Consider the following 25,042-nt stretch of genomic DNA (forward strand, 5'->3'; position numbering starts at 1 on the left):
TCATTACGCCTTACGCAAATTCAAGCGTCGCGAAACAACCAAGGCTGGCTCGCACGATGTTTGGCCTCAAATGCCGCAATCGCATCGCCGTCCTGCAAGGTCAGGCCGATATCGTCCAGGCCATTCAACAGGCAATGCTTGCGAAACGCATCAATCTCAAAACTCAACACCTTGCCATCCGGACGGGTCACGGTCTGGGCCTGCAGGTCAACCTGCAACTGATAGCCCGGATTGGCCTCGACCTGCTGGAACAGTTCGTCGACTTCGGCGTCGCTCAAGATGATCGGCAGCAAGCCGTTCTTGAAGCTGTTGTTGAAGAAGATGTCGGCATAGCTCGGCGCGATGATGCTGCGGAAACCGTACTCTTCCAGCGCCCACGGCGCGTGTTCACGGCTGGAGCCGCAACCGAAGTTTTCGCGGGCCAGCAACACGCTGGCGCCCTGGTAACGTTCGGCGTTGAGGACGAAGTCCTTGTTCAGCGGACGCTTGGAGTTGTCCTGGTAAGGCTGGCCCACATCCAGGTAGCGCCATTCATCGAACAGGTTCGGGCCAAAGCCCGTGCGCTTGATCGACTTCAGGAACTGCTTCGGGATGATCTGGTCGGTGTCGACGTTGGCACGATCCAAAGGCGCGACAAGACCAGTGTGCTGGGTAAAAGCTTTCATGCTGCGCTCCTTCAGATCAATTCACGGACGTCGACGAAACGACCGTTTATAGCAGCGGCTGCGGCCATGGCCGGGCTGACGAGGTGAGTACGACCACCGGCACCCTGACGGCCTTCGAAGTTACGGTTGGAGGTCGAGGCGCAATGCTCACCAGACTCCAGGCGGTCCGGGTTCATCGCCAGGCACATCGAGCAACCCGGCTCACGCCATTCGAAACCGGCTTCGAGGAAAATCTTGTCCAGGCCTTCCGATTCAGCCTGGGCTTTAACCAGGCCCGAGCCCGGCACCACGATGGCCTGCTTGATGGTCGAGGCCACTTTACGGCCCTTGGCGATCACGGCCGCCGCACGCAGATCTTCGATCCGCGAGTTGGTGCAGGAACCGATGAACACGCGGTCGAGCTGAATGTCGGTGATCGCCTGATTGGCGGTCAAACCCATGTACTTCAAGGCACGGACGATGGAGTCGCGCTTGACCAGGTCCATTTCCTTCGCAGGATCCGGCACGTTCTGGTCTACCGCCAGCACCATCTCAGGCGAAGTACCCCAGCTGACTTGCGGCTTGATCTGGGTCGCATCGAGCTCGACAACCGTATCAAACGTGGCATCGGCGTCAGACACCAGGTCTTTCCAGGCTTCAACGGCCAGGTCCCATTCCGCGCCTTTCGGGGCAAATGGACGGCCCTTGACGTAAGCCACGGTTTTTTCGTCCGCAGCCACCAGGCCTACGCGAGCGCCGGCCTCGATGGACATGTTGCAGATGGTCATGCGGCCTTCGACGGACAGGTCGCGAATCGCGCTGCCGGCGAATTCGATGGCGTGGCCGTTACCGCCGGCGGTGCCGATCTTGCCGATCACCGCGAGCACGATGTCCTTGGCGGTCACGCCGAACGGCAATTGGCCTTCGACGCTCACCAGCATGTTTTTCATTTTCTTGGCGACCAGGCACTGGGTGGCGAGCACATGCTCGACCTCGGAAGTGCCGATACCGTGAGCCAATGCGCCGAATGCGCCATGGGTCGAGGTATGGGAGTCGCCGCAGACCACGGTCATGCCGGGCAAGGTTGCGCCTTGCTCCGGGCCGATGACATGGACGATGCCCTGGCGAACGTCGTTCATCTTGAACTCGACGATGCCGTATTCATCGCAGTTGTCATCGAGGGTCTGGACTTGCAGGCGCGAAACCTGGTCAACGATGGCGTCGATGCCGCCCTTGCGCTCCGGCGTGGTCGGTACGTTGTGGTCCGGGGTCGCGATGTTGGCATCGATGCGCCATGGCTTGCGCCCGGCCAGACGCAGGCCTTCGAAGGCTTGCGGCGAAGTCACTTCGTGGATGATGTGACGATCGATGTAGATCAGCGCAGAGCCATCGTCGCGCTGCTTGACCAAATGCGAATCCCAGAGCTTGTCGTAGAGCGTTTTGCCGGCCATCAGACGGTTTCCTCATCAGCTTGTTTCTATGCCCTGGGTCTTGAGCGACTCAATAACCCCTTGGCTTGTGAGGCTGATCCTATGGGGTTACATTAAATAACTCAAATTCATATTTTTTATGCTTTGGATAACCAACTGGAATGCAACTATGGACCTGGCTAACCTCAATGCCTTTATTGCCATCGCCGAGACCGGAAGCTTCTCCGGCGCCGGGGAACGGCTGCACCTGACCCAGCCGGCCATCAGCAAGCGCATCGCCGGGCTGGAGCAGCAATTGAAGGTGCGGTTGTTCGACCGTCTGGGTCGTGAAGTGGGCCTGACCGAGGCCGGGCGCGCCCTGCTGCCGCGGGCTTATCAGATTCTCAATGTCCTCGATGATACGCGCCGAGCCCTGACCAACCTCACCGGCGAAGTGACCGGCCGTCTGACCCTGGCCACCAGCCACCACATCGGCTTGCACCGTTTGCCGCCCTTGCTGAGGGAGTTCACCCGACTCTACCCACAAGTGGCTCTGGATATTCAGTTCCTCGATTCGGAAGTGGCCTACGAGGAAATTCTCCATGGCCGCGCCGAACTGGCGGTCATTACCCTGGCGCCAGAACCCCATGCGCTGGCCAAGGCCACCCCGGTATGGGACGACCCGCTGGACTTCGTGGTTGCGCCGGAGCATTCGTTGCTCAATAACGGCAAGGTCAGCCTGGCGGACATCGCCCGACACCCGGCGGTCTTCCCCGGTGGCAATACCTTTACCCACCACATTGTGCAGCGGCTGTTTGAAGCCCAGGGCCTGACGCCAAACATCGCCATGAGCACCAACTACCTGGAAACCATCAAGATGATGGTCTCGATCGGGCTGGCCTGGAGCGTTTTGCCGCGCACCATGCTCGATGACCAGGTGGCGCGCATACCTTTGCCGGGCATACAGCTCACTCGCCAGCTAGGCTATATCTTGCACACAGAAAGGACGCTGTCGAATGCTGCGCGGGCCTTCATGGCCTTGCTGGACGCTCAACTCGATCAGCCAGGGACTCAAGGCTAAGCTGTGCTAATCCTGTAGAGCCGCGAATTCCTGCCCCAAACGCCCATTCAGCCCAAGGCTTGCCAATGCCCAAATCTGTTGACCGTATTCCGCCAATGCCGCGTATACAGGCACTTGACCCGAAAAGCTCCGAACAGAGCTGGGAAAGTGCCCCGCAATTGTTGGCCGCGCTCAACGGCGCGCGCCTGGGTGCGTGGTATTGGGACATCGAGCGCGGGAAGATCAGTTGGTCCCGGGGCACGCAGGCGCTGTTCGGCTTCGATCCCCGCAAACCGTTGCCATCGGATCTGGAATACCTCGACTTGCTGCCTCCGGAGGATCGCGCGAAAACCGTTCGCGCGTTCCACGCAGTCATCGCTGGCGCACCGCTGGAGCAAGCGATGCATCACCGCATCCGCTGGCCCGATGGCAGCCTGCACTGGCTGGAAATCAGCGGCAGCCTGTTACCGGACAAGCACGGCCGGCCACGGATGATCGGTGTAATCCGCGAGATTACCCACCAGCGCCAGCGCGAACAGGCGTTGAGCAGCTCGGAAAAACGCTTCGCCACCCTGTTCCACCTGTGCCCCAACATGGTCCTGCTGACCCGCCAGGAAGACGGCCTGATCACCGAAGCCAACCAGTATTTCGAAAGCCTGTTCGGCTGGCCGGTGCAAAACGCGATCGGCCGCACCACCCTAGAACTGGGCCTGTGGGTGCATCCCGAACAACGGGCCGAACTGGTCAAGGCCACCAAAGCCAAAGGCGACCTGGTCAGCATGGAAGTGCAGTTTCGCGCCAGCAATGGCCAGGTCCACGACGGCATCCTCAGTGCGCAAAAGGTCGAGCTCGAAGGCCAGCCCTATCTACTGAGCACGTTCCTTGACACCACCGAGCGCAAAGTCGCCGAACAGGCCCTCAAGGACAGCCAGGAACGCCTCGACCTGGCACTGGACTCGGCGCAACTCGGTACCTGGGACTGGCACATTCCCAGCGGCATGCTCTACGGATCGGCACGGGCCGCCCAACTGCACGGTCTGGACGCCAAGCCCTTCCACGAGTCCTTCGACGAGTTCTTCGAAGGCGTGCCCGGCGAAGAACGCGACACCATGCGCGACGCTTACCGCAGTCTGCGTGAAGGCCCGGCCGGCAACTATCAATTGACCTACCGCGTGCAATTGCCCGACGGCACCTCGCGCTATCTGGAAAGCCGTGCCCGCCTCTACCGCGATGACAACGGTGTGCCGGTGCGTATGGCCGGCACCTTGCTCGACATCACTGATCAGGTGGAACGCGAACAACGGCTGGTGGCCTCCGAAGAGAAATTCGCCACGCTGTTCCAGGTCAGCCCCGATCCGATCTGCGTCACCCGCCAGGACTCCGGCCAGTTCATTGAAATCAACTCCAGCTTCACCCAGACCTTCGGCTGGAGCACCGCCGATGTGATCGGCCGCAGCGCCGACGAAATCGGCCTGTGGGACGCTTCGGCGAAAAGCCTGCGACGAATCGAACAAGTGATCCGCGAACAAGGCCTGAACAACGTGGCCATTCTGGTCCAGCACAAGGAAGGACAGACCCTGACTTGTGTGATTTCCAGCCGCCAGATCAGCGTCGGCGACCAGCCCTGCATCGTTACCACCCTGCGCGATATCACCCAGCAACAGCGCTCGGAAGCGGCGCTCAAGGCCAGTGAAGAGAAATTCGCCAAGGCCTTCCACTCCAGCCCCGACGCCATCACCATCACCGAGCGCGACACCGGACGCTATCTGGAGGTCAACGACGGCTTCTGCCGCCTGACCGGCTACCGCGCCGAGGAGGTGGTGGGCCGCACGGTGTACCAGGTCGGGATTTGGGCCGAAGAAAAACAACGCTCGGCGCTGCTGGCCGAATTGCAGATCAAGGGACGGGTTCATCACCAGGAAATGCTCGGGCGCAACAAGCGCGGCGAACTGCTCACCGTCGAAGTCTCGGTGGAACCGATCACCCTCAATGAAACCGCCTGCCTGCTGCTGACCGCGCGCGACGTCAGCCTGCTGAAAAATGCCGAAGCGCAGATCCGCCACCTGGCCTATCACGACCCACTGACCAACCTGCCCAACCGTGCCTTGCTGATGGACCGCCTGAGCCAGCAGATCGCCCTGCTCAAACGGCATAACCTGCGGGGCGCGCTGATGTTCCTCGACCTCGACCATTTCAAGCACATCAACGACTCCCTCGGGCACCCGGTGGGCGATACCGTGCTGAAAATCATCACCGCGCGCCTGGAGGCCAGCGTGCGCATGGAGGACACCGTTGCGCGCCTGGGCGGTGACGAATTCGTGGTACTGCTCAGCGGCCTCGAAGGCTCGCGCAGCGAGGTCAGTGAACAGGTTCGCGAAGTGGCCGACACCATCCGCGAGCTGCTGTCCGAACCGATGTTCCTCGACGGCCAGCGCCTGCAAGTGACACCCAGCATCGGCATTGCGCTGATCCCCGATCACGGCTCGACCCCGACCGACCTGCTCAAGCGCGCCGACATCGCGCTTTATCGCGCCAAGGACTCGGGTCGCAATACCACGCAGATGTACCACAACACCATGCAGAAGGCCGCGAGCGAACGCCTGCGCATGGAAACCGACCTGCGCCTGGCCCTTTCCCGGGGCGAGTTTCGCGTGCATTACCAACCCCAGGTCGACGCCCGGGGCGACCGCATCGTCGGTGCCGAGGCCCTGGTGCGCTGGAATCATCCGGAGCTCGGCCCGCAGTCACCCGCCGAGTTCATCAAGGTGCTGGAAGACAGCGGACTGATTCTTGAGGTCGGCACCTGGATCCTCGACGAAGCTTGCCAGGCCTTCAAACGGTTGATCGACGACGGCCTGGTGAATCCGTATAAATTCAGCCTGTGCGTGAACATCAGCCCGCGCCAGTTCCGCCAGAACGATTTCGTCGAACGTGTCGAAAACAGCCTGAACACCTATGGCCTGCCCTGCTCCCTGTTGAAACTGGAAATCACCGAAGGCATCGTGATCCAGAACCTGGAAGACACTATCAGCAAAATGCGCCGCCTGAAAAAACTCGGTGTGAGCTTCGCCATGGACGACTTCGGCACTGGCTACTCCTCGCTGACCTACCTCAAGCGCTTGCCGGTCGACACCCTGAAAATCGACAAGTCTTTCATCCGCGACGCCACCAGCGACCCGAACGACGCCGAGATCATCCGCGCCATCGTCGCCATGGCCCACAGTCTGGATTTGAAAGTGATTGCCGAAGGGGTGGAAACAGCGGAGCAGCTTGAGTTCCTGCAGGGGCTGGAGTGTCACTTCTACCAAGGGTATTTGCACAGCCTGCCGTTGCCGGTGGAGGAGTTTCAAAAACTGCTGAAGTGACGGGCACAAAAAAGGGCGCCAGTGGCGCCCTTCTTCTTGCTCCGACTCAGTGTTGCAGAGCCGGCTTTTGCGTCCCGTTGATCGGGATGCGCTTGGCTTTCGCCTCTTCCGGAATCACCCGCAGCAGGTCGATGCTCAACAGACCGTTGCTCAGGCCGGCAGCCTTGATCTCGATGTGGTCCGCCAGACGGAAGGACAGCTTGAACGCACGCTGGGCAATGCCCTGATACAGATAAGTGACGTCTTCGTTCGCGTCGCGTTTACCGCCACTGATGGTCAGCACACCTTTCTCGACTTCGAGCTCCAGATCTTCTTCCTGGAAACCGGCCGCGGCAATCACGATGCGGTATTGATCGTCGCCGTGTTTCTCCACGTTATAGGGTGGATAGCTGCTGCCTGGCTCGTTGCGCAGGGCGGTCTCGAACAGGTCGTTGAAACGGTCGAAACCTACCGAGGAACGGAACAGTGGGGCCAAGGATAATGTAGTAGCCATGATGCAAATCTCCTGAAAACAATCAGCAAGGTTTTTTGTCTCCGCGACCCGAATTCGGCATCGCGTAATCCTTAAATAGGGACCGCTGATTGCATTTCAAGAGATTGTTTTCTGCTTTTTTTACAAAAAATTTCAGGCCGCTTCCGCCACCGGCAAACCCAAAAAGCGCGAGACGTTATCCAGCTCGGTCTCACGACGCAGCACGGTAAAGAGCTCTACCGCCTCGGGATAATTGCGGGTCAGCATCGCCAGCCATTGCTTCAGACGACCCGGCGACTGGCGTGGCGTCATTTGTGCCTTGGCTTGCAGCCAGAAGTCCTGGATCAGCGGCAACAACTCGGTCCAGGTCATCTCGACCACCTCTTCACCGGCCCGCGCCGCGGCGATCTGCCGGGCGAGATCCGGGCGCGAAACCAGGCCGCGACCGAGCATGATGTCTTCCACGCCGCTGATCTCGCGGCAACGACGCCAGTCTTCGACGCTCCAGATGTCGCCATTGGCGAACACCGGCACCTTGACCACGTCCTGCACTCGCGGAATCCACTCCCAGTGTGCCGGCGGCTTGTAGCCGTCGACCTTGGTCCGCGCATGCACCACGATATGTTCGGCACCGCCTTCGGCCAGGGCCGTGGCACACACCAGCGAGCCGTCCGGGCTGTCGAAGCCCAGGCGCATCTTGGCGGTGACTGGAATGTGCGCGGGGACGGCACGACGGACGTGCTCGACGATCTGGTTGAGCAGCTCGGGTTCCTTGAGCAATACCGCACCACCACGGGATTTGTTGACGGTCTTGGCCGGACAGCCGAAGTTCAGGTCGATCACTTCGGAACCCAGCTCACAAGCCAGCGCGGCATTTTCCGCCAGGCACACAGGATCGGAACCGAGCAGTTGCACACGCAGCGGCACACCGGAGGCCGTCCGGGCACCGTTGAGCAACTCCGGACCGAACTTGTGGAAATAGGCAGGTGTGAGCAACTGGTCGTTGACCCGGATGAACTCGGTCACGCACCAGTCAATACCACCCACACGGGTCAGCACGTCGCGCAGGATGTCGTCGACCAACCCCTCCATGGGCGCCAAAGCAATTTGCATGAAAAACACACTCGAGGAAAAACGTGCGGCAGTTTACTGGATAATCGAGCGAAAGACTTGCGCATACCCTTGTGGCGAGGGGGCTTGCCCCCGCTGGGTCGCGAAGCGGCCCCGGCATTTCGTCAGATAAATTGCATCGACAGGTTTTGCGACTGCTTCGCAGCCGAACGGGGGCAAGCCCCCTCGCCACAGGAACCAGTGTCAGGCCGGGGTTTGCAACGCCGAGCCATAACCCTCGATGAACTCCGCCGGCATGCGCTTGGGCTTGCCCGTGGACAGTTCGATGCAGACGAAGGTGGTCTGCGCGCGCAATAGCGTGGTGTTGTCGCTGGGACGGACCAACTGGAAGTGCCGGGTCATTTTAAGGCGCTGGTCCCAATCGACGATCCAGGTCGCCAATTGCAACTCATCGTCCTCATAGGCTGCCGCCAGGTAATCGATCTCGTGCCGCACCACCGCCATCGCCCGGTCCAGCCGCCGATACTCGACCAGGTCCAGGCCAAGACGCTGGGAGTGGCGCCAGGCACAGCGTTCGAGCCAGGTCACGTAGACCGCGTTGTTCGCGTGCCCCAACCCGTCAATGTCCTCGGCGCTCACTTGCAGATCAATGATGAACGGCGTTTCCCGATCCCAGCCCATGCCCGACTCCCTGGTCAGATAATTTCGACCGGGGCAGTGTAACGGAAGCTCAGGCGGATTGGCGTGATTGCAGACTGCGCCCGGCCAGCAGTGATAACACGCCATCAATCACCCGAGGGTCGGCCAACACTCGCTGATGACCACCGTCTTTCAAACGCAACAAGCGGCTGTCGAACCAGGCTTCATGGATCAGCTGGGATTCCTTCACAGAGACAAAGTTGTCGTCTTCGGCGTGGACAATCAGGCCGGGCATGTCGAGTTGATAGTGCGCGACATCCAGCGTCGCGGCTCGCATGCCGACGTCTTGCTCGACCTGGCGAATGAACGCCGAGCGGGCCTTCGGTGGCAGCCCGACATAGCGGGCAAAACCACGCAACACACCAAGAATCCGCGCCGGGGCCGCAATGCTGACCAGGGTTTCGGTGCGCAGGCCCAACTGGACCGCGAGCATCGCACTGGCGCCGCCCATGGAGTGGCCGATGACCGCTTGCAGAGGTGGCAGTTCGGCGGCCGCTTCCAACATGGCGCGGGCGAACAGCACCACATTCGCTTCACTGCCCGGTGAGCGACCGTGGGCCGGACCATCCAGGGCCACGACCGAGTAACCGGCATCGACCAGCGCGGTGATGAGGCTGGCAAACTGCGTCGGCCGCCCTTCCCAGCCATGCATCAGCAATACTGCCGGGCCCTGACCCCATCGCAAGGCCGAGAGACCGAAACGCAGGGTGACCCGCTCGGACTTGGCCAACAGTGGCAGCTCCCAGTCACGCAGCGGCAGGTCCCGTGGCGTCATGAACGCCTGTCGCATTTTGCTTGCGACCAGTTTCGGGGCAACCCAGCCCAAGGTGCCATTTACGCCACGAACCCACTTTAACGTGCTCATCGCATTCTCCTCAGGCCGCAGCCTTCAGGTCAACGCACTGCCGATTTGGCCGCGCGCAGTAATCGATCGGACAACTCTCCTGGCCCCAGCGCCCGCGCCAGAGCCAGCCCACCCACCATCAAGGCCATGTCGGCCAGGGCTTTTTCGGTTTCTTCAGGGCTGGCCGCCAACTGCGCGACCATCAATTCCACATGCTCATTGAGCGCGACACGAAACGCTTCCGGCAGCCGCCCCAGTTCGCCGACCGATGCCGGGATCGGACAGGCCGATTCGGAGGAATCACGGTGCTTGCGCGACAGATAGAACGCCGCCACCAGCGCGCGGCGCTCTTCGCCGGTCAACTCCGCGTCCATGTCGGCAATCAAGTCACGGCGGTGACCGAGCAATTGCCTGAACGCCTCCAGCATCATCGCGTCCTTGCTTTCGAAGTGGGCGTAGAAGCCGCCGACCGTCAGGCCCGCCGCGCCCATCACTTCGCCCACGCTTGGCTCGGCCGGGCCGCGCTGAATCAGCGCTGCGCTGGCAGCCTTGAGGATGCGTTCGCGGGTTTGGGCTTTTTTATCGTTCATCGTTGCCTCCGAATATTACGATTGAAATATTATTCTCATAATAAATTTTAGCAAGTCATGGGCGTGACCGCTGGTCTGAAGAACAGCTTTTTTGGAAATTTTGGAAATGGAGGAATTTGGCCAAACGCCAGACAAACAAAAGGGCCATTCAATAATTGAATGACCCTTATAAATCCCGCAGAGCGGGTAATCGTGGCGTCCCCTAGGGGACTCGAACCCCTGTTACCGCCGTGAAAGGGCGGTGTCCTAGGCCACTAGACGAAGGGGACACAAACCCTTCTATACAACTGATCAGTGCTGAGTGCTGATCGATTCAAGGCCGGTGTGGCCAGACCTTGAACTGTAAAATTGGTGGAGCTAAGCGGGATCGAACCGCTGACCTCCTGCATGCCATGCAGGCGCTCTCCCAGCTGAGCTATAGCCCCGGATTTTTCGCCTCGCGGCGGAGCGACATCTTGCAACATCGCTTCTGTAAAACTGGCGTCCCCTAGGGGACTCGAACCCCTGTTACCGCCGTGAAAGGGCGGTGTCCTAGGCCACTAGACGAAGGGGACGCAAACCCTTCTATACAACTGATCAACGCTGAGTGTTGATCGCTTCAAGGCCGGTGTGGCCAGACCTTGAAGTGTAAATTGGTGGAGCTAGACGGGATCGAACCGTCGACCTCTTGCATGCCATGCAAGCGCTCTCCCAGCTGAGCTATAGCCCCTCATCGTTGATGTCATCGCTGAGGACGGGGCGAATCTTAAGGGCGTATCGAAAGCCTGTCAAACTTATTTTTCAAAAAAATTAAAATTTTTTGCCGACATAACAATCACTTACCGCCCTCCCCCCCGAAAAATCGGGGTCTGAGGACCACTGCGCGCCCAACGACGGGCACACACAATGGCCATCAGCCCTTCATCAAGCGTGTCAGGCAATCGCGCCCAACAGCTTTTCCCACTCCTTGTTTTCTTTCTTCGACACGCCGCCCAGCAGGTCAATGGCCTGGCGCAGACGGAAACGGGTCAGGTCCGGCCCGAGGATTTCCATCGCATCGAGCACCGACACCGAGCTGGCCTGGCCAGTGATCGCAGCGAACATCAGCGGCATGGCATCACGCAGCTTCAGCTCCAGGGATTCGACCACCGCCTGAATGGTCGCGGTGATGCTGTCCTTTTCCCACTGACGCAGGCTTTCGAGCTTCCACAGGATCAACTGCATCAACTGACGAACCTGATCACCCGACAGCTTCTTCGATTCGAACAACTTCGCATCCGGGTTCACGCCACCGGCAAAGAAGAACCCGGCCAGCGGTGCCACCTGGCTGAAGGTTTCGACCCGGCCCTGTACGTGCGGTGCGATCTTCATCATGTATTCGGAATTGAACGCCCACTTCTGCACGCGCGCGGCGAACTCTTCCACCGGCAGGTCGCGCAGCCACTGGCCGTTGAGCCACGACAGCTTCTCGATGTCGAAGATCGGCCCGCCGAGGGACACGCGCTTGAGGTCGAAGTTGTCGACCATTTCCTGCAGCGAGAACTTCTCGCGCTCGTCCGGCATCGACCAGCCCATGCGACCCAGGTAGTTGAGCATCGCTTCCGGCATGAAGCCCATGCGCTCGTAGAACGTCACCGAGGTCGGGTTCTTGCGCTTGGACAGCTTGCTCTTGTCCGGGTTACGCAGCAGCGGCATGTAGCACAGCTCCGGTTGTTCCCAGCCGAAGTATTCGTAAAGCAGGATCAGCTTCGGTGCCGATGGCAGCCACTCTTCGCCACGCAATACGTGGGTGATGCCCATCAGGTGGTCGTCGACCACGTTGGCCAGGAAGTAGGTCGGCAGGCCGTCGGTCTTCATCAGGACTTGCATGTCCATGCGGTCCCACGGGATTTCAACGTCGCCACGGAGCATGTCCGGCACCACGCAAACGCCTTCGCTCGGTACTTTCATACGGATGACGTGCGGCTCGCCAGCGGCCAGGCGACGGTCGACTTCTTCCTTGGACAGCAGCAGCGCGCGGCCGTCATAACGCGGGGTTTCGCCGCGAGCCATCTGCTCGGCGCGCATCTGGTCCAGCTCTTCGGCGGTGCAGAAGCACGGGAAGGCATGGCCCATTTCGACCAGTTGCTGGCAATACTTCTGGTAAATGTCGCCGCGCTCGCTTTGACGGTACGGACCGTGCGGGCCGCCGACATCCGGGCCTTCGCTCCAGTCGATCCCGAGCCAACGCAAGGCGTCGAAAATCTGCTGTTCGGACTCGCGGGTCGAACGCAGCTGGTCAGTGTCTTCGATCCGCAGGATGAACTCACCGCCGTGCTGCTTGGCAAAGCAGTAGTTGAACAAGGCGATATAGGCGGTACCTACGTGGGGATCCCCGGTAGGCGATGGCGCGATGCGAGTGCGGACGGTGGTCATGGCATGTCTCGAAAAGAATAAAAGCGAAGTTCAAACAAGGCGCGAATGGTAACAGGCGACACCCGCCCGGCTCCAGTGAACAGGGCATTTAAGCCAAGGTTGCGTCTGTAACGCCCGTACAGGGAGGTGAATGGCCGAAAATCAGCCGACAGCATTTACCGCTTATCGGCTGTATGCCAGATTTGCCCGCTGATAACTTCTCTTACAATTTCTCGACTACAGTTTGCCCCATGCCTGCCCAACTCAAGCGTCGCCTCTTCTCGTTCCTGCTGATTGTCCTGTTGGTTGCCGGGGGCCTGTTTGCCCATTGGCTCTTGAAGGGGCGCTTTTATGAAAGTACCGACAACGCTTATGTCCAGGGCGAGATCACCCGCGTGTCGAGCCAATTGGGCGCGCGTATCGATCAGGTGCTGGTGCAGGACAACCAGCATGTCGAGAAAGGCCAGTTGCTGGTCAAACTCGAAGGCGACGACTTCCGCCTCGCTGTCGACCGCGCCAATGCCGCCCTGGCCACCCGCCAGGCCGAACGCCTGCAAGCCCAGAGTAAACTGACCCAGCAGGCCAGCCTGATTGCCGCCAGCGAAGCGCAAGTCGCGTCCAGCCAGGCCAGCCTGGGTCGCTCGCAGATCGACCTGACCCGCGCCGAGACCTTGCGCAAACCCGGCTATATCTCGGAAGAACGGGTGACCACCCTCTCCGCCGACAACCACATCGCACGCTCGCAAGTGGCCAAGGCCCAGGCCGACGCGCAAAGCCAGCGCCAGCAGGTCAATGCGCTGAATGCAGAGATCAAACGCCTCGACGCGCAGATCGCCAACGCCAAAACCGACCTGGCCCAGGCCGAACTGAACCTGACCCGCAGCGAAATCCATGCCCCCATCAGCGGCCTGATCGGCCAGCGTGCAGCCCGCGAAGGCCAATATGTGCAGGCCGGCGCTTACCTGTTGTCGATCGTGCCGGACGAAGACATCTGGATTCAGGCCAATTTCAAGGAAACCCAGATTGGCCACATGCAGCCCGGCCAGGAAGCCGAACTGACCTTCGACGCCTACAGCGACACCCCGATCAAAGCCCGGGTCGACAGCCTGTTCGCCGCCTCGGGCGCGCAGTTCAGCCTGTTGCCGCCGGACAATGCCACGGGCAACTTCACCAAAGTCGTACAACGGATTCCGGTCAAACTGACCTTCGCCGCGGACAATCCGCTGCGCGGCAAGATCCGCCCGGGCATGTCGGTCACCGCCAAGGTGAACATCAAGGACGCCCCTGAAGAAATCACCCCCAAAGTGAGCCACAAAGACGCCCCTGACGATGGCCGGTGATCAACTGATCCGCCCGGTCGGCGAACCGACCCGGCGGGACTGGATTGCGGTGATGAGCGTAATGCTCGGTGCGTTCATGGCGGTGCTGGACATCCAGATCACCAACTCCTCGCTCAAGGACATCCAGGGTGCACTGTCGGCGACCCTGGAAGAAGGTTCGTGGATTTCCACCTCGTACCTGGTGGCGGAAATCATCATGATCCCGCTCACGGCCTGGCTCGTGCAGCTGCTGTCGGCGCGGCGCCTGGCAGTGTGGGTGTCCCTCGGATTCCTGGTCGCGTCCCTGCTCTGCTCCATGGCGTGGAGCCTGGAAAGCATGATCGTGTTCCGCGCCCTGCAAGGCTTTACCGGTGGCGCGCTGATTCCGCTGGCGTTCACCCTGACCCTGATCAAGCTCCCGGAACACCACCGCGCCAAAGGCATGGCCATGTTCGCCATGACCGCCACCTTCGCGCCCTCCATCGGCCCGACCCTCGGCGGCTGGCTGACGGAAAACTGGGGCTGGGAATACATTTTCTACATCAACATCCCGCCCGGCCTGATCATGATCGCCGGCCTGATGTACGGCCTGGAGAAGAAAGAAGCCCACTGGGAGTTGCTGAAAAGCACCGACTACGCCGGCATTCTCACCCTCGGCGTCGGGCTCGGTTGCTTGCAGGTGTTTCTGGAGGAAGGCCATCGCAAGGACTGGCTGGAATCGAGCCTGATCGTAACCCTGGGCAGCATCGCACTGGTCAGCCTGATCAGCTTTGTGATCGTGCAGACCTCCAAACCCAATCCGCTGATCAACCTCGGCATCCTGCGCAATCGCAACTTTGGCTTATCAAGCATTTCCAGTGTCGGGATGGGGGTCGGGCTGTACGGCTCGATCTACCTGTTGCCGCTGTACCTGGCGCAGATCCAGAACTACAACGCCCTGCAGATCGGCGAAGTGATCATGTGGATGGGCGTGCCGCAGCTGTTTCTGATTCCGCTGGTGCCCAAATTGATGAAATACGTCTCGCCCAAATGGCTGTGCACACTGGGCTTCGGGCTATTCGGGTTGGCGAGTTTCTCTTCGGGCGTGTTGAACCCGGACTTTGCCGGGCCGCAGTTCAATCAGATCCAGATCATCCGCGCCCTGGGCCAGCCACTGATCATGGTCACCATCTCGCTGATCGCGACCGCCTACATCCTGCCCCAGGATGCGGGATCGGCCTCGAGCCTGTTCAACATCCTGCGCAACCTCGGCGGCGCCATCGGCATCGCCCTGCTCGCCACGCTGCTGGATGCGCGGACCAAGGTTTACTTTGATTACCTGCGTGAATCCATCGTGCCGAGTAATCCGCAGGTCGCTGAACGGATCGCCTCACTGGCTGACAGGCTGGGCAATGAAACGGCAGCCCTGGGCAAACTCAGCGAGATCGCCCACCAGCAGGCGTCGATCATGGCCTACAACGATGCGTTTCATTTTGTCGGGATTGCGTTGGGGATCAGCATGGTGGCGGTGTTGCTGACCAAAAAGTTGCCGGAGGGGTTGAAGGCTGGGGAAGCACACTAATTGATACTTGCAGCGCCCTGACCGGCCTCATCGCGAGCAAGCTCGCTCCCACAGGGATCACACCGAACCTTGTGGGAGCGAGCTTGCTCGCGATGAGGCCAGTTCAGACACTACAAATCAAACAGTAATCAACCGCTCGCGCAACTTGCCAATCTCATCGCGCATCTGCGCCGCCGCTTCAAACTCCAGATCGCGCGCCAACGCATACATCTTCTCTTCCAAGGCCTTGATACGCTTGGCGATCTCGCCCGGCGAGCGCAACTCCGCTTCGTATTTGGCGTTCTCTTCCGCAGCCTTGGCCATGCCCTTGCGCTTCTTGCTGCGCGAACCCGGCACGGTGGCGCCTTCCATGATGTCGGCGACGTCCTTGAACACACCTTTGGGGGTGATGCCGTTGGCCAGGTTGAAGGCGATCTGCTTGTCGCGACGGCGCTCGGTTTCGCCGATCGCGCGCTCCATGGAACCGGTAATCCGGTCGGCATACAGAATCGCCCGGCCATTAAGGTTACGTGCCGCACGCCCGATGGTCTGGATCAGTGAGCGCTCGGAACGCAGGAAACCTTCCTTGTCGGCATCGAGGATCGCCACCAGCGACACTTCCGGCATATCCAGGCCTTCGCGCAGCAGGTTGATCCCCACCAGCACATCGAAAGTACCCAGGCGCAGATCACGGATGATCTCGACCCGCTCCACGGTGTCGATGTCCGAGTGCAAATAGCGCACGCGCACACCGTGATCGGCCAAATAATCAGTCAAGTCTTCGGCCATGCGCTTGGTCAGTGTCGTGACCAGCACTCGCTCTTCCAGAGCGACGCGCTTGGTGATTTCCGACAGCAAGTCGTCGACCTGGGTCAGTGCCGGGCGAATCTCGATTTGTGGGTCCACCAGCCCGGTCGGGCGCACCACCATGTCAATGACGCGGCCAGCGTGTTCGGCTTCGTAGTTGCCCGGGGTCGCCGAGACGAAAATCGTCTGCGGGCTGATGCTTTCCCATTCATCGAAACGCATCGGCCGGTTATCCAGCGCTGAAGGCAAGCGGAAACCGTATTCCACCAGCGTCTCTTTACGCGAACGGTCGCCTTTGTACATCGCACCGACCTGCGGAACGCTGACATGGGATTCGTCGATCACCAGCAAGGCATCGGCAGGCAGGTAATCGTAAAGGGTGGGTGGTGCCGCGCCGGCTTCGCGGCCGGACAGATAGCGCGAGTAGTTTTCGATGCCGTTGCAGTAACCCAGCTCGAGGATCATCTCCAGGTCGAAACGGGTACGCTGCTCCAGGCGCTGGGCTTCCACCAGTTTGTTGTTGGAGCGCAGGTATTCCAGGCGCTCCTGCAACTCGACCTTGATGCCCTCGACCGCGCCCATCAGGGTTTCCCGTGGCGTCACGTAGTGGCTCTTCGGGTAGAAGGTGAAGCGCGGCAGTTTGCGAATGACTTCGCCGGTGAGCGGATCGAACGCCGACAGGCTTTCCACTTCATCGTCGAACAGCTCGATGCGGATCGCCTCGAAGTCGGATTCCGCCGGGTGGATATCGATCACATCGCCACGCACGCGGAAGGTCGCACGGGCAAAATCCATGTCATTGCGGGTGTATTGCAGGTCAGCCAGGCGTCGCAGCAATTCGCGCTGGTCGAGCCGGTCGCCGCGATCCACGTGCAACACCATCTTCAAATAGGTTTCCGGGCTGCCCAGACCGTAGATGCACGACACCGTCGTGACGATGATCGCGTCCTTGCGCTCGAGCAATGCCTTGGTCGCCGACAAACGCATCTGCTCGATGTGGTCGTTGATCGACGCATCCTTCTCGATGAAGGTGTCCGAGGACGGCACGTAGGCTTCCGGCTGGTAGTAGTCGTAGTAGGAAACGAAATACTCCACCGCGTTGTTCGGGAAGAACGCCTTGAACTCTCCGTACAACTGCGCCGCCAGGGTCTTGTTCGGCGCCAGCACCAGGGTCGGGCGCTGCACCTGGGCGATCACATTGGCGATGCTGAACGTCTTGCCCGAGCCGGTCACACCGAGCAGCGTCTGGTGCGCCAGCCCGGCTTCGATGCCCTCGACCATCAGGCGGATGGCTTCCGGCTGATCGCCGGCGGGCTCGAAACGGGTGACTAGCTGGAATTCAGACATGAAATACCTCTGGAATCACGCTTGCCGGCAAAACCGGCACGAACGAGAAAGACCGCAAACGACCGATGTCGCCCGAAGAAAAAACTGGATTGTGCTCAATGTGGAGCCGATTGCCAGCGCTTTCAAGGCAAACGTCCTACATCGCGCAAAACCATTGCCGACGCCTTTCGACTAACGGTCGCAAAATAATCGGAAAAACTTACCTTAAAAGCCGAATAGCCTGTCGCCATTGATCGCGGATGGCCTCTATACTAGCTCCCCGTTTGTGCACCGCTCTAGTGCATTCGGCTGGAGCGCGACACGTCCCTCCACTCTCCATTCAGAGCCGCCGCAATAATGAGCCTGTTCTCCGCTGTCGAAATGGCACCACGCGATCCAATCCTGGGCCTCAACGAAGCATTCAACGCCGATACCCGGACCAACAAAGTCAACCTGGGGGTCGGTGTTTACTGCAACGAGGAGGGGCGAATTCCACTCCTGCGCGCCGTTGTCGAAGCCGAAACCATTCGCGCCGCTCAACACGTTTCCCGTGGCTACCTGCCAATCGACGGCATCGCCGCCTACGACCAGGCCGTGCAAAAGCTGCTGTTCGGCAATGACTCGCCGCTGATCGCTGCTGGCCGTGTAATCACCACCCAGGCCGTTGGCGGTACTGGCGCACTGAAAATCGGTGCCGACTTCCTCAAGCAACTGCTGCCGAACGCCGTTGTGGCGATCAGCGACCCGAGCTGGGAAAACCACCGCGCACTGTTCGAAACCGCCGGTTTCCCGGTGCAGAACTACCGTTACTACGACGCCGCGACCCACGACGTGAACCGTACCGGCATGCTGGAAGACCTGAACGCGCTGCCAAACGGCTCGATCATTGTGCTGCACGCCTGCTGCCATAACCCGACCGGCGTGGACCTGAGCCCGGCGGACTGGAAAAACGTCCTGGACGTGGTCAAAGCCAAAGGCCACGTGCCGTTCCTCGACATGGCCTACCAGGGCTTCGGCGATGGCATCGACGAAGACGCCGCTGCCGTACGCCTGTTTGCCGAGTCGGGCCTGACTTTCTTCGCCTCCAGCTCCTTCTCCAAGTCGTTCTCGCTGTACGGCGAGCGCGTGGGTGCCCTGTCGATCGTCAGCGAATCGAAAGAAGAAAGCGCGCGCGTGTTGTCGCAAGTCAAACGCGTGATCCGCACCAACTACTCCAACCCGCCGACCCACGGTGCCAGCGTTGTCGCTGCAGTACTGAACAGCCCGGAACTGCGCGCCCAGTGGGAAGCCGAACTGGCCGAAATGCGCCTGCGCATTCGTGGCATGCGTACCCAGATGGTCGACCTGCTGGCACAAAAAGCGCCTCAGCGCGATTTCAGCTTCGTCGGTCGTCAGTGCGGCATGTTCTCCTACTCCGGCCTGACGGTTGAGCAAGTTCACCGCCTGCGCAACGAGTTCGGCATCTACGCCCTGGACACCGGCCGCATCTGCGTGGCCGCGTTGAACCAGAGCAACATCAAGGTTGTGACGGACGCTATCGTCCAAGTCATCTGATGACACCTTGAAATGAAAAACGGGAAGCCATGGTGCTTCCCGTTTTTTATTTGTCACAGATAATTTTCGGCAACTAGAGCGAGCCCTCTAAACTGCACACAACCATCCACTGTGGGAGCGAGCTTGCTCGCGATAGCGATTGTCCTGCCAACATCAATGTTGAATGTGATGCCCTCATCGCGAGCAAGCTCGCTCCCACAGGTTTGAATACACCCTGGAATTTCTGCGAGAACCCATATGAAAAACGACGACCTGCGCGCCGACCGCGATGACCTGGATGACCTGGATCACTTCACCCCACGCGCCCCGGCAAAACGCGGCAACAACCTGGTGATGCAAGTGGCCGCCGGTGTGTTTCTCGGCGGCCTGGCCCTGTGGCTGGTGCAATTGGGTGCCACGGCGCTCTACGCCAAACTGATGCTTGCCACGATTACCTTCGGCGGTTAAGCCAGTTCGGTCGCGCGCTGGCTGGCAGCGTCGTCGTAGGCGACATACAGCGATTCAGCGACCTGACTCTTGATCGCTTTAGTGCTTTCCAAGCCCAGGACAAAACCTTCGGCCTTGCCGCCAGCACGGTTTAATGCTTCAGCGGTGCCGGCCTGAGTGATGGCGTCGAACAACTTTTCGGCGTGGGGGCCGACACCTTTGGGCAGGCTGATCTGAGAGATGCTCATGGGTGCATCCCGTGGTGTCGAGGTGTGAGGGTCAAATGATTCATGGCGCGTACCTTTTCGGCGAATGGCCGGCAGCGCGTGTCACCACTTCCGGGCAGCCATGGTAGACCTCTGGGGCGATCCTGGTAACCGCCAATCGCCGCTAAACCACCGCCCGTCCCGATGATTCGCTCAAATTGTTATTCGGTGCTTGACTTCTCTTTTTGAATCAGTAAGATACGCGCCATTCCGCGATAGCTCAGTTGGTAGAGCAAGTGACTGTTAATCACTGGGTCCCTGGTTCGAGTCCAGGTCGTGGAGCCAGACAGCAACATCGAAAAGCCCCTGAATCGAAAGATCCAGGGGCTTTTTTGTGGTCGATTGAAAAGCCAACGCCTGAAAAGCAAAAAGCCGATCTGTCTATTCGACAGATCGGCTTTTTTCAGTTGCCGTGAACGTCAGACATGCTCACTGCTTTTCGTGTGGACCGCCCGTGGTTCTGCCACGCCATGTTCCGATTCCAGCACCGGAATCTCCTTGCCGTCGCAATCGTGCAGTTTACCGTCGCTGAAGTAGTCCCCTTCACGCAACGCCGCCAGATCCTGATAACGCAACACCCGCTCGGTACCGGCCGCAAACACCGATTGCTGGTCGGAGTTACCGGCAGTCAGATGGTTGAAGGTCAGGTTCAGCACGATGGCCATGATTGCCGAAGAACTGATGCCCGAATGGAAAATGGTCGCGAACCAGCTCGGGAAGTGATCGTAGAAGCTAGGTGCCGCGATCGGGATCATGCCGAAGCCAATCGAGGTCGCGACGATGATCAGGTTGACGTTGTTGCGGTAGTCGACCTTGGACAAGGTCCGAATGCCGCTGGCCGCGACGGTACCGAACAGCACGATGCCGGCGCCACCCAATACGGAGGTCGGTACGGCGGCGATGACCCGGCCCATGAAGGGCAGCAGACCGAGGATCACCAGGAACAGACCGCCGGTTGCCACCACGTAGCGGCTCTTGATGCCGGTGACAGCCACCAGACCGACGTTCTGGGCGAAGGCGCTCTGGGTGAAGGAACCGAAGATCGGCGCGAACATGCTCGACAGCATGTCGGCGCGCAGACCGTTGCCCAGGCGCTTGGAGTCAACCTTGGTGCCGATGATCTCACCGACGGCCAGAATGTCCGCCGAGGTCTCCACCAGCGTCACCATCACCACGATGCACATCGACAGGATCGCAGCAAAGTGAAAGGTCGGCATGCCGAAGTGGAACGGCGTCGGGAAGCCGAACATCGGGCCCTGGGTTACGGACGAGAAATCCGCCATGCCAAGGGACACCGCGATCACCGTACCAATGACCATGGCCAACAGAATCGACAGGCGGGAGATGGTCGCACTGCCGATTTTGCTCAGCAGCAGTACCAGCACCAGCGTTACCGCCGCCAGACCGATGTTCGCCATGCTGCCGAAGTCCGGCGCATGGCTGTTGCCGCCCATTGCCCAGCGCGCGGCTACCGGCATCAGCGTCAGGCCGATGGTGGTAATCACGATGCCGGTCACCAGCGGCGGGAAAAACTTGGTGATACGCGAGAACACCGGGGTTATCAGTAACCCGATCAGGGACGCCGCTATCACCGCCCCCAGCACCGATTGAAACCCGCCCTCCCCGCCACTGCTGACAATCGCCACCATGGTCGCGACGCCGGAGAAGGATACGCCCTGCACCAGCGGCAATTGACAACCAAAAAACGGTAAACCCAGGGTTTGCAGCAGCGTTGCCAGCCCCCCCGCAAACAATGAAGCAGCAATCAACAAACCGATGTCCGCCGGCGAGAGCCCGGCCGCCTGGCCGATGATCAATGGCACCGCGACGATACCGCCATACATGGTCAGAACATGTTGCAGGCCATAAGCCATATTCGCGCCGATCCCAAGATTTTCGTCCTCGGGCCGTTGGTGTGAAACATGGGGCGTTTTCATGGAGGGGGTTCCCTGGTTTTTGTTATGCGCACACTGTATGCAAGACATAGGACAAATGTCTATAGAGTTGTATACAACTTATCAGTCACAAAATGGATACTTGTCCGTTTCCGCCTGACACCCACCCTCCTGGCCACGCCAAAAACCTTGAAATACATCCCTCGCCGCCCACACCCGCGTGCTGACTAGTCTTTTGAATTCCTGGCGACCATCGGTAAGGCCCGCCTCTTCTATATACATATAAAGTATGCATAATGAAGTCATTCGAAATTCAGTTCCACAAGGCCAAGAACGCAGCCAACAAACTCAAGCACCAAGGCATCAGCCTCGCAGAGACTGAACCGGTATTCCATGACGAGCGAGCGCTGACCATCGAGGACAATCACCATGATGAACAACGCTGGATCACCCTGGGGCTGGACGCCAAAGGCCGGTTGCTGGTTGTCGTGTACACCCACCGCGATCCGAATTTCGTTCGAATCATTTCCGCGCGCATCGCCACCAAAAGCGAGCGTCGTCAGTACCTGGAGGCATGACCGATGAAAGACGAATACGATTTCAGCAACGCCAGGCGCGGGGCCGTGGCGCCTGCCAAAGGCAAGACCCGCATTACCATCATGCTCGATGACGCAGTCATCGAAGCGGCCCGCACACTGGCAGAACACGAGGGGTACGGCTACCAGACGGTGATCAACAATACCTTGCGCCGAGCCCTGCTCAACGAAGGCAAGAGCGCACACCTGAAACAAACCCTCACCCCTGCCGAACTCAAGGGGCTGGAGCAGAAACTGGCAGAGGCCTTGCGCGAAATCCAACGGGTGATGGAGCCGGGTGTTCGGCCCTGAAACACAAAGGGCCGATCAATCGGCTCAGCTCTGTGCGATGTCCAGGATCAGCCTGTTACTGCGGTGCTGCGATCAATCGTTTCAGAGTCCGTGCCAATTGCGCCTGTTCCGGTACGCGAATGCCGAACTCGCTGCCCAGCAGGCCAATCAGTTCCTGAACATCCGTCACCTCCCGCCGCTCGCTGTCATGGCCAATCCGGTGAATCGCGAAGCTGCCATTGTTGAGCGTGCGTCGCCACCCCTCTCCGGTGCGTGCCACCATCAACTGCTTGACGAAAGACGACTCGGGGTGGGTCGAGACGTACCAGTTGCCCACAGCAAAATCGATATCTTCCTGGCGTTGCAGGTCGAAGATGTACATCGCTCGCCATTCACCCGCAACGTTGGCGCGCAGGGTAAAGCCGTCGACGTGCAGATCGATGCGATACGACTCGTGCGGGGTTGGTTGTTCGGCGCGGGTATCAAGCAACAGGGGCGCGGTCGGTACCATGCCGCCGAAGCCGACGTCGGTGATGTAGCGCACGTCATTGATGATGACCAGGCTCAGGCGGTGGGTCCGGGCAGTCCAGGAGCCCTCCGGCTGACCCATCACCACCCGGCCGCTGATGGCACGGGCGTCGAAACCCAATTCCTGTAGCAAGGCCAGGAACAGGTTGTTGAGTTCGTAGCAGTAACCGCCACGACCATCGTGCAAGACCTTCTGCTCTATGGACGGCAAGTCGATCAGCACCGGCTCGCCGGATAATGTGGTGAGGTTTTCAAACGGGAAAACGCCGGTATGGCGCAGTTGCAGCTGGCGCAAGGTTTCCAGGGTCGGTGCTGGAGGTGCATCGAAGCCCAGGCGTTGCAGATACAAAGCACGGTCGGTCAGGCGTGGCTCGCTCATCGTTCAGTCCTTTTGCACGCAGCGGCGGATTGCTCCGCCAGTGGCCGCTATGTATACGGGATCAAGCACTGCCGCCGACAATTGATTTAGCCAATCACCCGGCATGAAAACACTCAACGCCGCTTGTGCGAGCCCAATTGAATCCAGGTCGGCGCGTGGTCGCTGGCATGGGGCTCGTTACGCACCCACGCATCCACCCCGGCGTCTTGCAGATACGGACTCAGGGCCGGGTTGAGCAGCAGATGGTCAATGCGCAGCCCCGAGTTTTTCTGCCAGTGCTGACGGAAATAATCCCAGAACGTGTAGAGCCGATCCTGTGGATGCAGGTGCCGCAATGAATCGGTCCAGCCCTGGTCCAGCAACCGCTGGTAGCACTCGCGACTTTCCGGTTGCAGCAAGGCGTCCTTGAGCCAGGAGCGCGGGTTGTAGATGTCCAGGTCGGTGGGCACCACGTTGTAGTCCCCCGCCAGCACCACCGGATGTTCGCTGCCTTCAAGCGTCTGCGCGTAATGGATAAGCCGTTCGAACCACGCCAGCTTGTAATCGAATTTCGGCCCCGGTTGCGGGTTGCCGTTGGGCAAATACAGGCAACCCACCAGAACCCCGTGGACAGCGGCTTCCAGATAGCGACTGTGATTGTCGCTGTCATCGCCGGGCAACCCGCGTCGGCTTTCCAGCGGCTGCGCATCCCGCGCCAGGATCGCCACGCCGTTCCAGGACGCCTGACCCTGCCAGATGGCGCCGTAGCCGGCCGCTTCAAGCTCAGCCGCCGGGAATGCGCTGTCCACTGCCTTCAATTCCTGCAGGCAGGCGATATCCGGTTTTTCCCGCTCAAGCCAGGCCAACAGATTCGGCAGGCGTGCGCGCAGGCCATTGACGTTGAACGTGGCGATCCGCAACTTTTTCATGAACGGACACTCCTGAGGACGAGGTGTCTGACGTGTGACACCGGCAGGTTTCGCAGGTTGCGTCAGCGGTCCCGGGGCGGCAGCACCTTCAGCGCAAGCTGGTCGATCATAGGCCTTGCTGACGCTGAGAGCTGTGTGGGAGCGAGATTGCTCGCGATGGCGTCGTATCAGTGGCCAACCATTTGCCTGACCTGTCGCTTTCGCGGGCAAGCTCGCTCTCACAGGGTTCTCGTTTGGCCATGGATCGGTGGCCCCCTTAGGCCCCGTGCCACTCGTCAACCGGGTCGGCACCAACCGCGTGACCCTTCACACTAACATCAGGTAACGACTCATCCCGGGAGACGACCATGATGAACATAAAAATGACTTCGCTGCTCATGGCCGGATGGTTGTCGGCGACGTCCCTGGCCACGTTTGCGGCGTCCGGCGATGGTCCTGGCGCGACCGGTACGGCACCCGGCGCAACCCGCAATTCAACTCTGCTGCCAGATAACAACAGGCCCAGCGATCCCTCGGGTAATAACGGGCGCGGACAGAACCCCGGCTCGTCAAGCGGCAGCACCGGCGTCAATGGCCCGGGCAGTGGCGCGGGCGGCGGCACCGGTGCGCCCGGTGGCGGAACCGGCGGTGCTGGCGGCGGAACGGGTAGCTGGACAGGCAAAAGCCGCCAATGACATGCCGTCATTGGCCGCTTTTTGTGA

General features: G+C 60.1%; 22 protein-coding genes and 5 tRNA genes. 10 read left to right on the forward strand and 17 right to left on the reverse strand.

The window, feature by feature from the left end:
- Window positions 1-20: 20 nt before the first annotated feature.
- The gene (leuD, locus tag AC1RP7_RS17135) at window positions 21-665 is read right to left on the reverse strand and encodes a 3-isopropylmalate dehydratase small subunit (RefSeq protein ID WP_015095895.1); all 645 of its coding nucleotides are present in this window, start codon (window positions 663-665) and stop codon (window positions 21-23) included.
- An 11-nt stretch (window positions 666-676) separates the two neighbouring features.
- A complete protein-coding gene (leuC, locus tag AC1RP7_RS17140) occupies window positions 677-2,095 on the reverse strand; it encodes a 3-isopropylmalate dehydratase large subunit (protein WP_493181870.1) in 1,419 nt (472 codons plus the stop codon).
- A gap of 148 nt (window positions 2,096-2,243) precedes the next feature.
- Between leuC and AC1RP7_RS17145 the strand changes: the two genes are divergently transcribed.
- Window positions 2,244-3,134 (forward strand): LysR family transcriptional regulator, encoded by an 891-nt coding sequence (locus tag AC1RP7_RS17145; protein ID WP_493181868.1) that lies wholly within the window; start codon window positions 2,244-2,246, stop codon window positions 3,132-3,134.
- 65 nt (window positions 3,135-3,199) lie between these two features.
- Window positions 3,200-6,478, forward strand: a complete 3,279-nt coding sequence (locus AC1RP7_RS17150) for a PAS domain S-box protein (protein ID WP_057715579.1) — start codon at window positions 3,200-3,202, stop codon at window positions 6,476-6,478.
- 46 nt (window positions 6,479-6,524) lie between these two features.
- On the opposite strand, the gene AC1RP7_RS17155 is transcribed toward AC1RP7_RS17150, so the two are convergent.
- The 10 genes from AC1RP7_RS17155 to gltX all read right to left on the reverse strand — a co-directional run bounded on the left by AC1RP7_RS17155 (window position 6,525) and on the right by gltX (window position 12,548).
- On the reverse strand, window positions 6,525-6,971 hold the full coding sequence (locus AC1RP7_RS17155) for an Hsp20 family protein (protein ID WP_057715580.1): 447 nt from the start codon (window positions 6,969-6,971) through the stop codon (window positions 6,525-6,527).
- A gap of 132 nt (window positions 6,972-7,103) precedes the next feature.
- Window positions 7,104-8,063, reverse strand: a complete 960-nt coding sequence (locus tag AC1RP7_RS17160) for a tRNA dihydrouridine synthase (protein ID WP_429521222.1) — start codon at window positions 8,061-8,063, stop codon at window positions 7,104-7,106.
- A 201-nt stretch (window positions 8,064-8,264) separates the two neighbouring features.
- Window positions 8,265-8,702, reverse strand: a complete 438-nt coding sequence (locus tag AC1RP7_RS17165) for an acyl-CoA thioesterase (protein ID WP_493181867.1) — start codon at window positions 8,700-8,702, stop codon at window positions 8,265-8,267.
- Window positions 8,703-8,751: 49 nt separating this feature from the next.
- A complete protein-coding gene (locus AC1RP7_RS17170) occupies window positions 8,752-9,585 on the reverse strand; it encodes an alpha/beta fold hydrolase (protein ID WP_090454212.1) in 834 nt (277 codons plus the stop codon).
- A gap of 29 nt (window positions 9,586-9,614) precedes the next feature.
- A complete protein-coding gene (locus tag AC1RP7_RS17175) occupies window positions 9,615-10,154 on the reverse strand; it encodes a TetR/AcrR family transcriptional regulator (protein ID WP_057715584.1) in 540 nt (179 codons plus the stop codon).
- A 193-nt stretch (window positions 10,155-10,347) separates the two neighbouring features.
- A tRNA-Glu gene (locus AC1RP7_RS17180) sits at window positions 10,348-10,423 on the reverse strand.
- Between the two features lie 80 nt (window positions 10,424-10,503).
- Window positions 10,504-10,579 (reverse strand) — tRNA-Ala (locus tag AC1RP7_RS17185).
- 53 nt (window positions 10,580-10,632) lie between these two features.
- A tRNA-Glu gene (locus AC1RP7_RS17190) sits at window positions 10,633-10,708 on the reverse strand.
- Window positions 10,709-10,787: 79 nt separating this feature from the next.
- Window positions 10,788-10,863: transfer RNA gene (locus AC1RP7_RS17195), tRNA-Ala, on the reverse strand.
- Window positions 10,864-11,066: 203 nt separating this feature from the next.
- Window positions 11,067-12,548 (reverse strand): glutamate--tRNA ligase, encoded by a 1,482-nt coding sequence (gltX, locus tag AC1RP7_RS17200; protein WP_057715585.1) that lies wholly within the window; start codon window positions 12,546-12,548, stop codon window positions 11,067-11,069.
- A gap of 230 nt (window positions 12,549-12,778) precedes the next feature.
- Here gltX and AC1RP7_RS17205 point away from each other — a divergent pair, with 230 nt between their 5' ends.
- Both AC1RP7_RS17205 and AC1RP7_RS17210 read left to right on the forward strand, forming a co-directional pair.
- Complete coding sequence (locus tag AC1RP7_RS17205) at window positions 12,779-13,867, forward strand: HlyD family secretion protein (protein WP_154860620.1); 1,089 nt, start codon at window positions 12,779-12,781, stop codon at window positions 13,865-13,867.
- Window positions 13,857-15,407: an MDR family MFS transporter gene (locus tag AC1RP7_RS17210; protein WP_090454206.1), complete on the forward strand. Its 1,551-nt coding sequence runs from the start codon at window positions 13,857-13,859 to the stop codon at window positions 15,405-15,407. Before AC1RP7_RS17205 ends, AC1RP7_RS17210 begins: the two co-directional genes overlap by 11 nt.
- A gap of 117 nt (window positions 15,408-15,524) precedes the next feature.
- Here AC1RP7_RS17210 and uvrB read toward each other — a convergent pair whose 3' ends face one another.
- A complete protein-coding gene (gene uvrB, locus AC1RP7_RS17215; protein WP_057715588.1) occupies window positions 15,525-17,540 on the reverse strand; it encodes an excinuclease ABC subunit UvrB in 2,016 nt (671 codons plus the stop codon).
- Window positions 17,541-17,876: 336 nt separating this feature from the next.
- Between uvrB and AC1RP7_RS17220 the strand changes: the two genes are divergently transcribed.
- Complete coding sequence (locus AC1RP7_RS17220) at window positions 17,877-19,073, forward strand: amino acid aminotransferase (RefSeq protein ID WP_057715589.1); 1,197 nt, start codon at window positions 17,877-17,879, stop codon at window positions 19,071-19,073.
- Window positions 19,074-19,310: 237 nt separating this feature from the next.
- Window positions 19,311-19,520: a hypothetical protein gene (locus AC1RP7_RS17225; protein ID WP_493181862.1), complete on the forward strand. Its 210-nt coding sequence runs from the start codon at window positions 19,311-19,313 to the stop codon at window positions 19,518-19,520.
- On the opposite strand, the gene AC1RP7_RS17230 is transcribed toward AC1RP7_RS17225, so the two are convergent.
- Window positions 19,517-19,747 carry a hypothetical protein gene (locus AC1RP7_RS17230; protein WP_007978659.1) on the reverse strand — a complete coding sequence of 77 codons (231 nt, stop codon included), beginning with the start codon at window positions 19,745-19,747 and terminating at the stop codon, window positions 19,517-19,519. The genes AC1RP7_RS17225 and AC1RP7_RS17230 overlap by 4 nt on opposite strands.
- A gap of 227 nt (window positions 19,748-19,974) precedes the next feature.
- On the opposite strand from AC1RP7_RS17230, the gene AC1RP7_RS17235 reads away from it, so the two are divergent.
- A tRNA-Asn gene (locus AC1RP7_RS17235) sits at window positions 19,975-20,050 on the forward strand.
- Between the two features lie 134 nt (window positions 20,051-20,184).
- Here the strand turns inward: AC1RP7_RS17235 and AC1RP7_RS17240 are convergent.
- The gene (locus AC1RP7_RS17240; RefSeq protein ID WP_493181859.1) at window positions 20,185-21,702 is read right to left on the reverse strand and encodes a nucleobase:cation symporter-2 family protein; all 1,518 of its coding nucleotides are present in this window, start codon (window positions 21,700-21,702) and stop codon (window positions 20,185-20,187) included.
- 254 nt (window positions 21,703-21,956) lie between these two features.
- On the opposite strand from AC1RP7_RS17240, the gene AC1RP7_RS17245 reads away from it, so the two are divergent.
- Both AC1RP7_RS17245 and AC1RP7_RS17250 read left to right on the forward strand, forming a co-directional pair.
- Window positions 21,957-22,238 (forward strand): BrnT family toxin, encoded by a 282-nt coding sequence (locus AC1RP7_RS17245; RefSeq protein WP_057715593.1) that lies wholly within the window; start codon window positions 21,957-21,959, stop codon window positions 22,236-22,238.
- A 3-nt stretch (window positions 22,239-22,241) separates the two neighbouring features.
- Entirely contained in the window at window positions 22,242-22,547 is a 306-nt protein-coding gene (locus tag AC1RP7_RS17250; protein WP_057715594.1) for a BrnA antitoxin family protein, read from the forward strand.
- A gap of 55 nt (window positions 22,548-22,602) precedes the next feature.
- Here the strand turns inward: AC1RP7_RS17250 and AC1RP7_RS17255 are convergent, their stop codons facing one another.
- Both AC1RP7_RS17255 and AC1RP7_RS17260 read right to left on the reverse strand, forming a co-directional pair.
- On the reverse strand, window positions 22,603-23,433 hold the full coding sequence (locus AC1RP7_RS17255; protein WP_057715595.1) for an arylamine N-acetyltransferase family protein: 831 nt from the start codon (window positions 23,431-23,433) through the stop codon (window positions 22,603-22,605).
- 113 nt (window positions 23,434-23,546) lie between these two features.
- Window positions 23,547-24,341, reverse strand: a complete 795-nt coding sequence (locus AC1RP7_RS17260; RefSeq protein ID WP_154910069.1) for an exodeoxyribonuclease III — start codon at window positions 24,339-24,341, stop codon at window positions 23,547-23,549.
- Window positions 24,342-24,688: 347 nt separating this feature from the next.
- On the opposite strand from AC1RP7_RS17260, the gene AC1RP7_RS17265 reads away from it, so the two are divergent.
- Window positions 24,689-25,015: a hypothetical protein gene (locus AC1RP7_RS17265; RefSeq protein ID WP_493181856.1), complete on the forward strand. Its 327-nt coding sequence runs from the start codon at window positions 24,689-24,691 to the stop codon at window positions 25,013-25,015.
- Window positions 25,016-25,042: the final 27 nt, after the last annotated feature.

This window comes from Pseudomonas sp. GW822-FHT01E03 (assembly GCF_058802985.1).

Coding starts and splice junctions, on each gene's coding strand:
- AC1RP7_RS17145 (WP_493181868.1), top strand. CDS start 2,244: ATGGACCTGGCTAACCTCAATGCCTTTATTGCCATCGCCGAGACCGGA.
- gltX (WP_057715585.1), bottom strand. CDS start 12,548: ATGACCACCGTCCGCACTCGCATCGCGCCATCGCCTACCGGGGATCCC.
- AC1RP7_RS17225 (WP_493181862.1), top strand. CDS start 19,311: ATGAAAAACGACGACCTGCGCGCCGACCGCGATGACCTGGATGACCTG.
- AC1RP7_RS17245 (WP_057715593.1), top strand. CDS start 21,957: ATGAAGTCATTCGAAATTCAGTTCCACAAGGCCAAGAACGCAGCCAAC.
- AC1RP7_RS17205 (WP_154860620.1), top strand. CDS start 12,779: ATGCCTGCCCAACTCAAGCGTCGCCTCTTCTCGTTCCTGCTGATTGTC.
- AC1RP7_RS17210 (WP_090454206.1), top strand. CDS start 13,857: ATGGCCGGTGATCAACTGATCCGCCCGGTCGGCGAACCGACCCGGCGG.
- uvrB (WP_057715588.1), bottom strand. CDS start 17,540: ATGTCTGAATTCCAGCTAGTCACCCGTTTCGAGCCCGCCGGCGATCAG.
- AC1RP7_RS17250 (WP_057715594.1), top strand. CDS start 22,242: ATGAAAGACGAATACGATTTCAGCAACGCCAGGCGCGGGGCCGTGGCG.
- AC1RP7_RS17220 (WP_057715589.1), top strand. CDS start 17,877: ATGAGCCTGTTCTCCGCTGTCGAAATGGCACCACGCGATCCAATCCTG.
- AC1RP7_RS17175 (WP_057715584.1), bottom strand. CDS start 10,154: ATGAACGATAAAAAAGCCCAAACCCGCGAACGCATCCTCAAGGCTGCC.
- AC1RP7_RS17240 (WP_493181859.1), bottom strand. CDS start 21,702: ATGAAAACGCCCCATGTTTCACACCAACGGCCCGAGGACGAAAATCTT.
- AC1RP7_RS17260 (WP_154910069.1), bottom strand. CDS start 24,341: ATGAAAAAGTTGCGGATCGCCACGTTCAACGTCAATGGCCTGCGCGCA.
- AC1RP7_RS17255 (WP_057715595.1), bottom strand. CDS start 23,433: ATGAGCGAGCCACGCCTGACCGACCGTGCTTTGTATCTGCAACGCCTG.
- AC1RP7_RS17150 (WP_057715579.1), top strand. CDS start 3,200: ATGCCCAAATCTGTTGACCGTATTCCGCCAATGCCGCGTATACAGGCA.
- AC1RP7_RS17165 (WP_493181867.1), bottom strand. CDS start 8,702: ATGGGCTGGGATCGGGAAACGCCGTTCATCATTGATCTGCAAGTGAGC.
- AC1RP7_RS17170 (WP_090454212.1), bottom strand. CDS start 9,585: ATGAGCACGTTAAAGTGGGTTCGTGGCGTAAATGGCACCTTGGGCTGG.
- AC1RP7_RS17230 (WP_007978659.1), bottom strand. CDS start 19,747: ATGAGCATCTCTCAGATCAGCCTGCCCAAAGGTGTCGGCCCCCACGCC.
- leuD (WP_015095895.1), bottom strand. CDS start 665: ATGAAAGCTTTTACCCAGCACACTGGTCTTGTCGCGCCTTTGGATCGT.
- AC1RP7_RS17160 (WP_429521222.1), bottom strand. CDS start 8,063: ATGCAAATTGCTTTGGCGCCCATGGAGGGGTTGGTCGACGACATCCTG.
- AC1RP7_RS17155 (WP_057715580.1), bottom strand. CDS start 6,971: ATGGCTACTACATTATCCTTGGCCCCACTGTTCCGTTCCTCGGTAGGT.
- leuC (WP_493181870.1), bottom strand. CDS start 2,095: ATGGCCGGCAAAACGCTCTACGACAAGCTCTGGGATTCGCATTTGGTC.
- AC1RP7_RS17265 (WP_493181856.1), top strand. CDS start 24,689: ATGATGAACATAAAAATGACTTCGCTGCTCATGGCCGGATGGTTGTCG.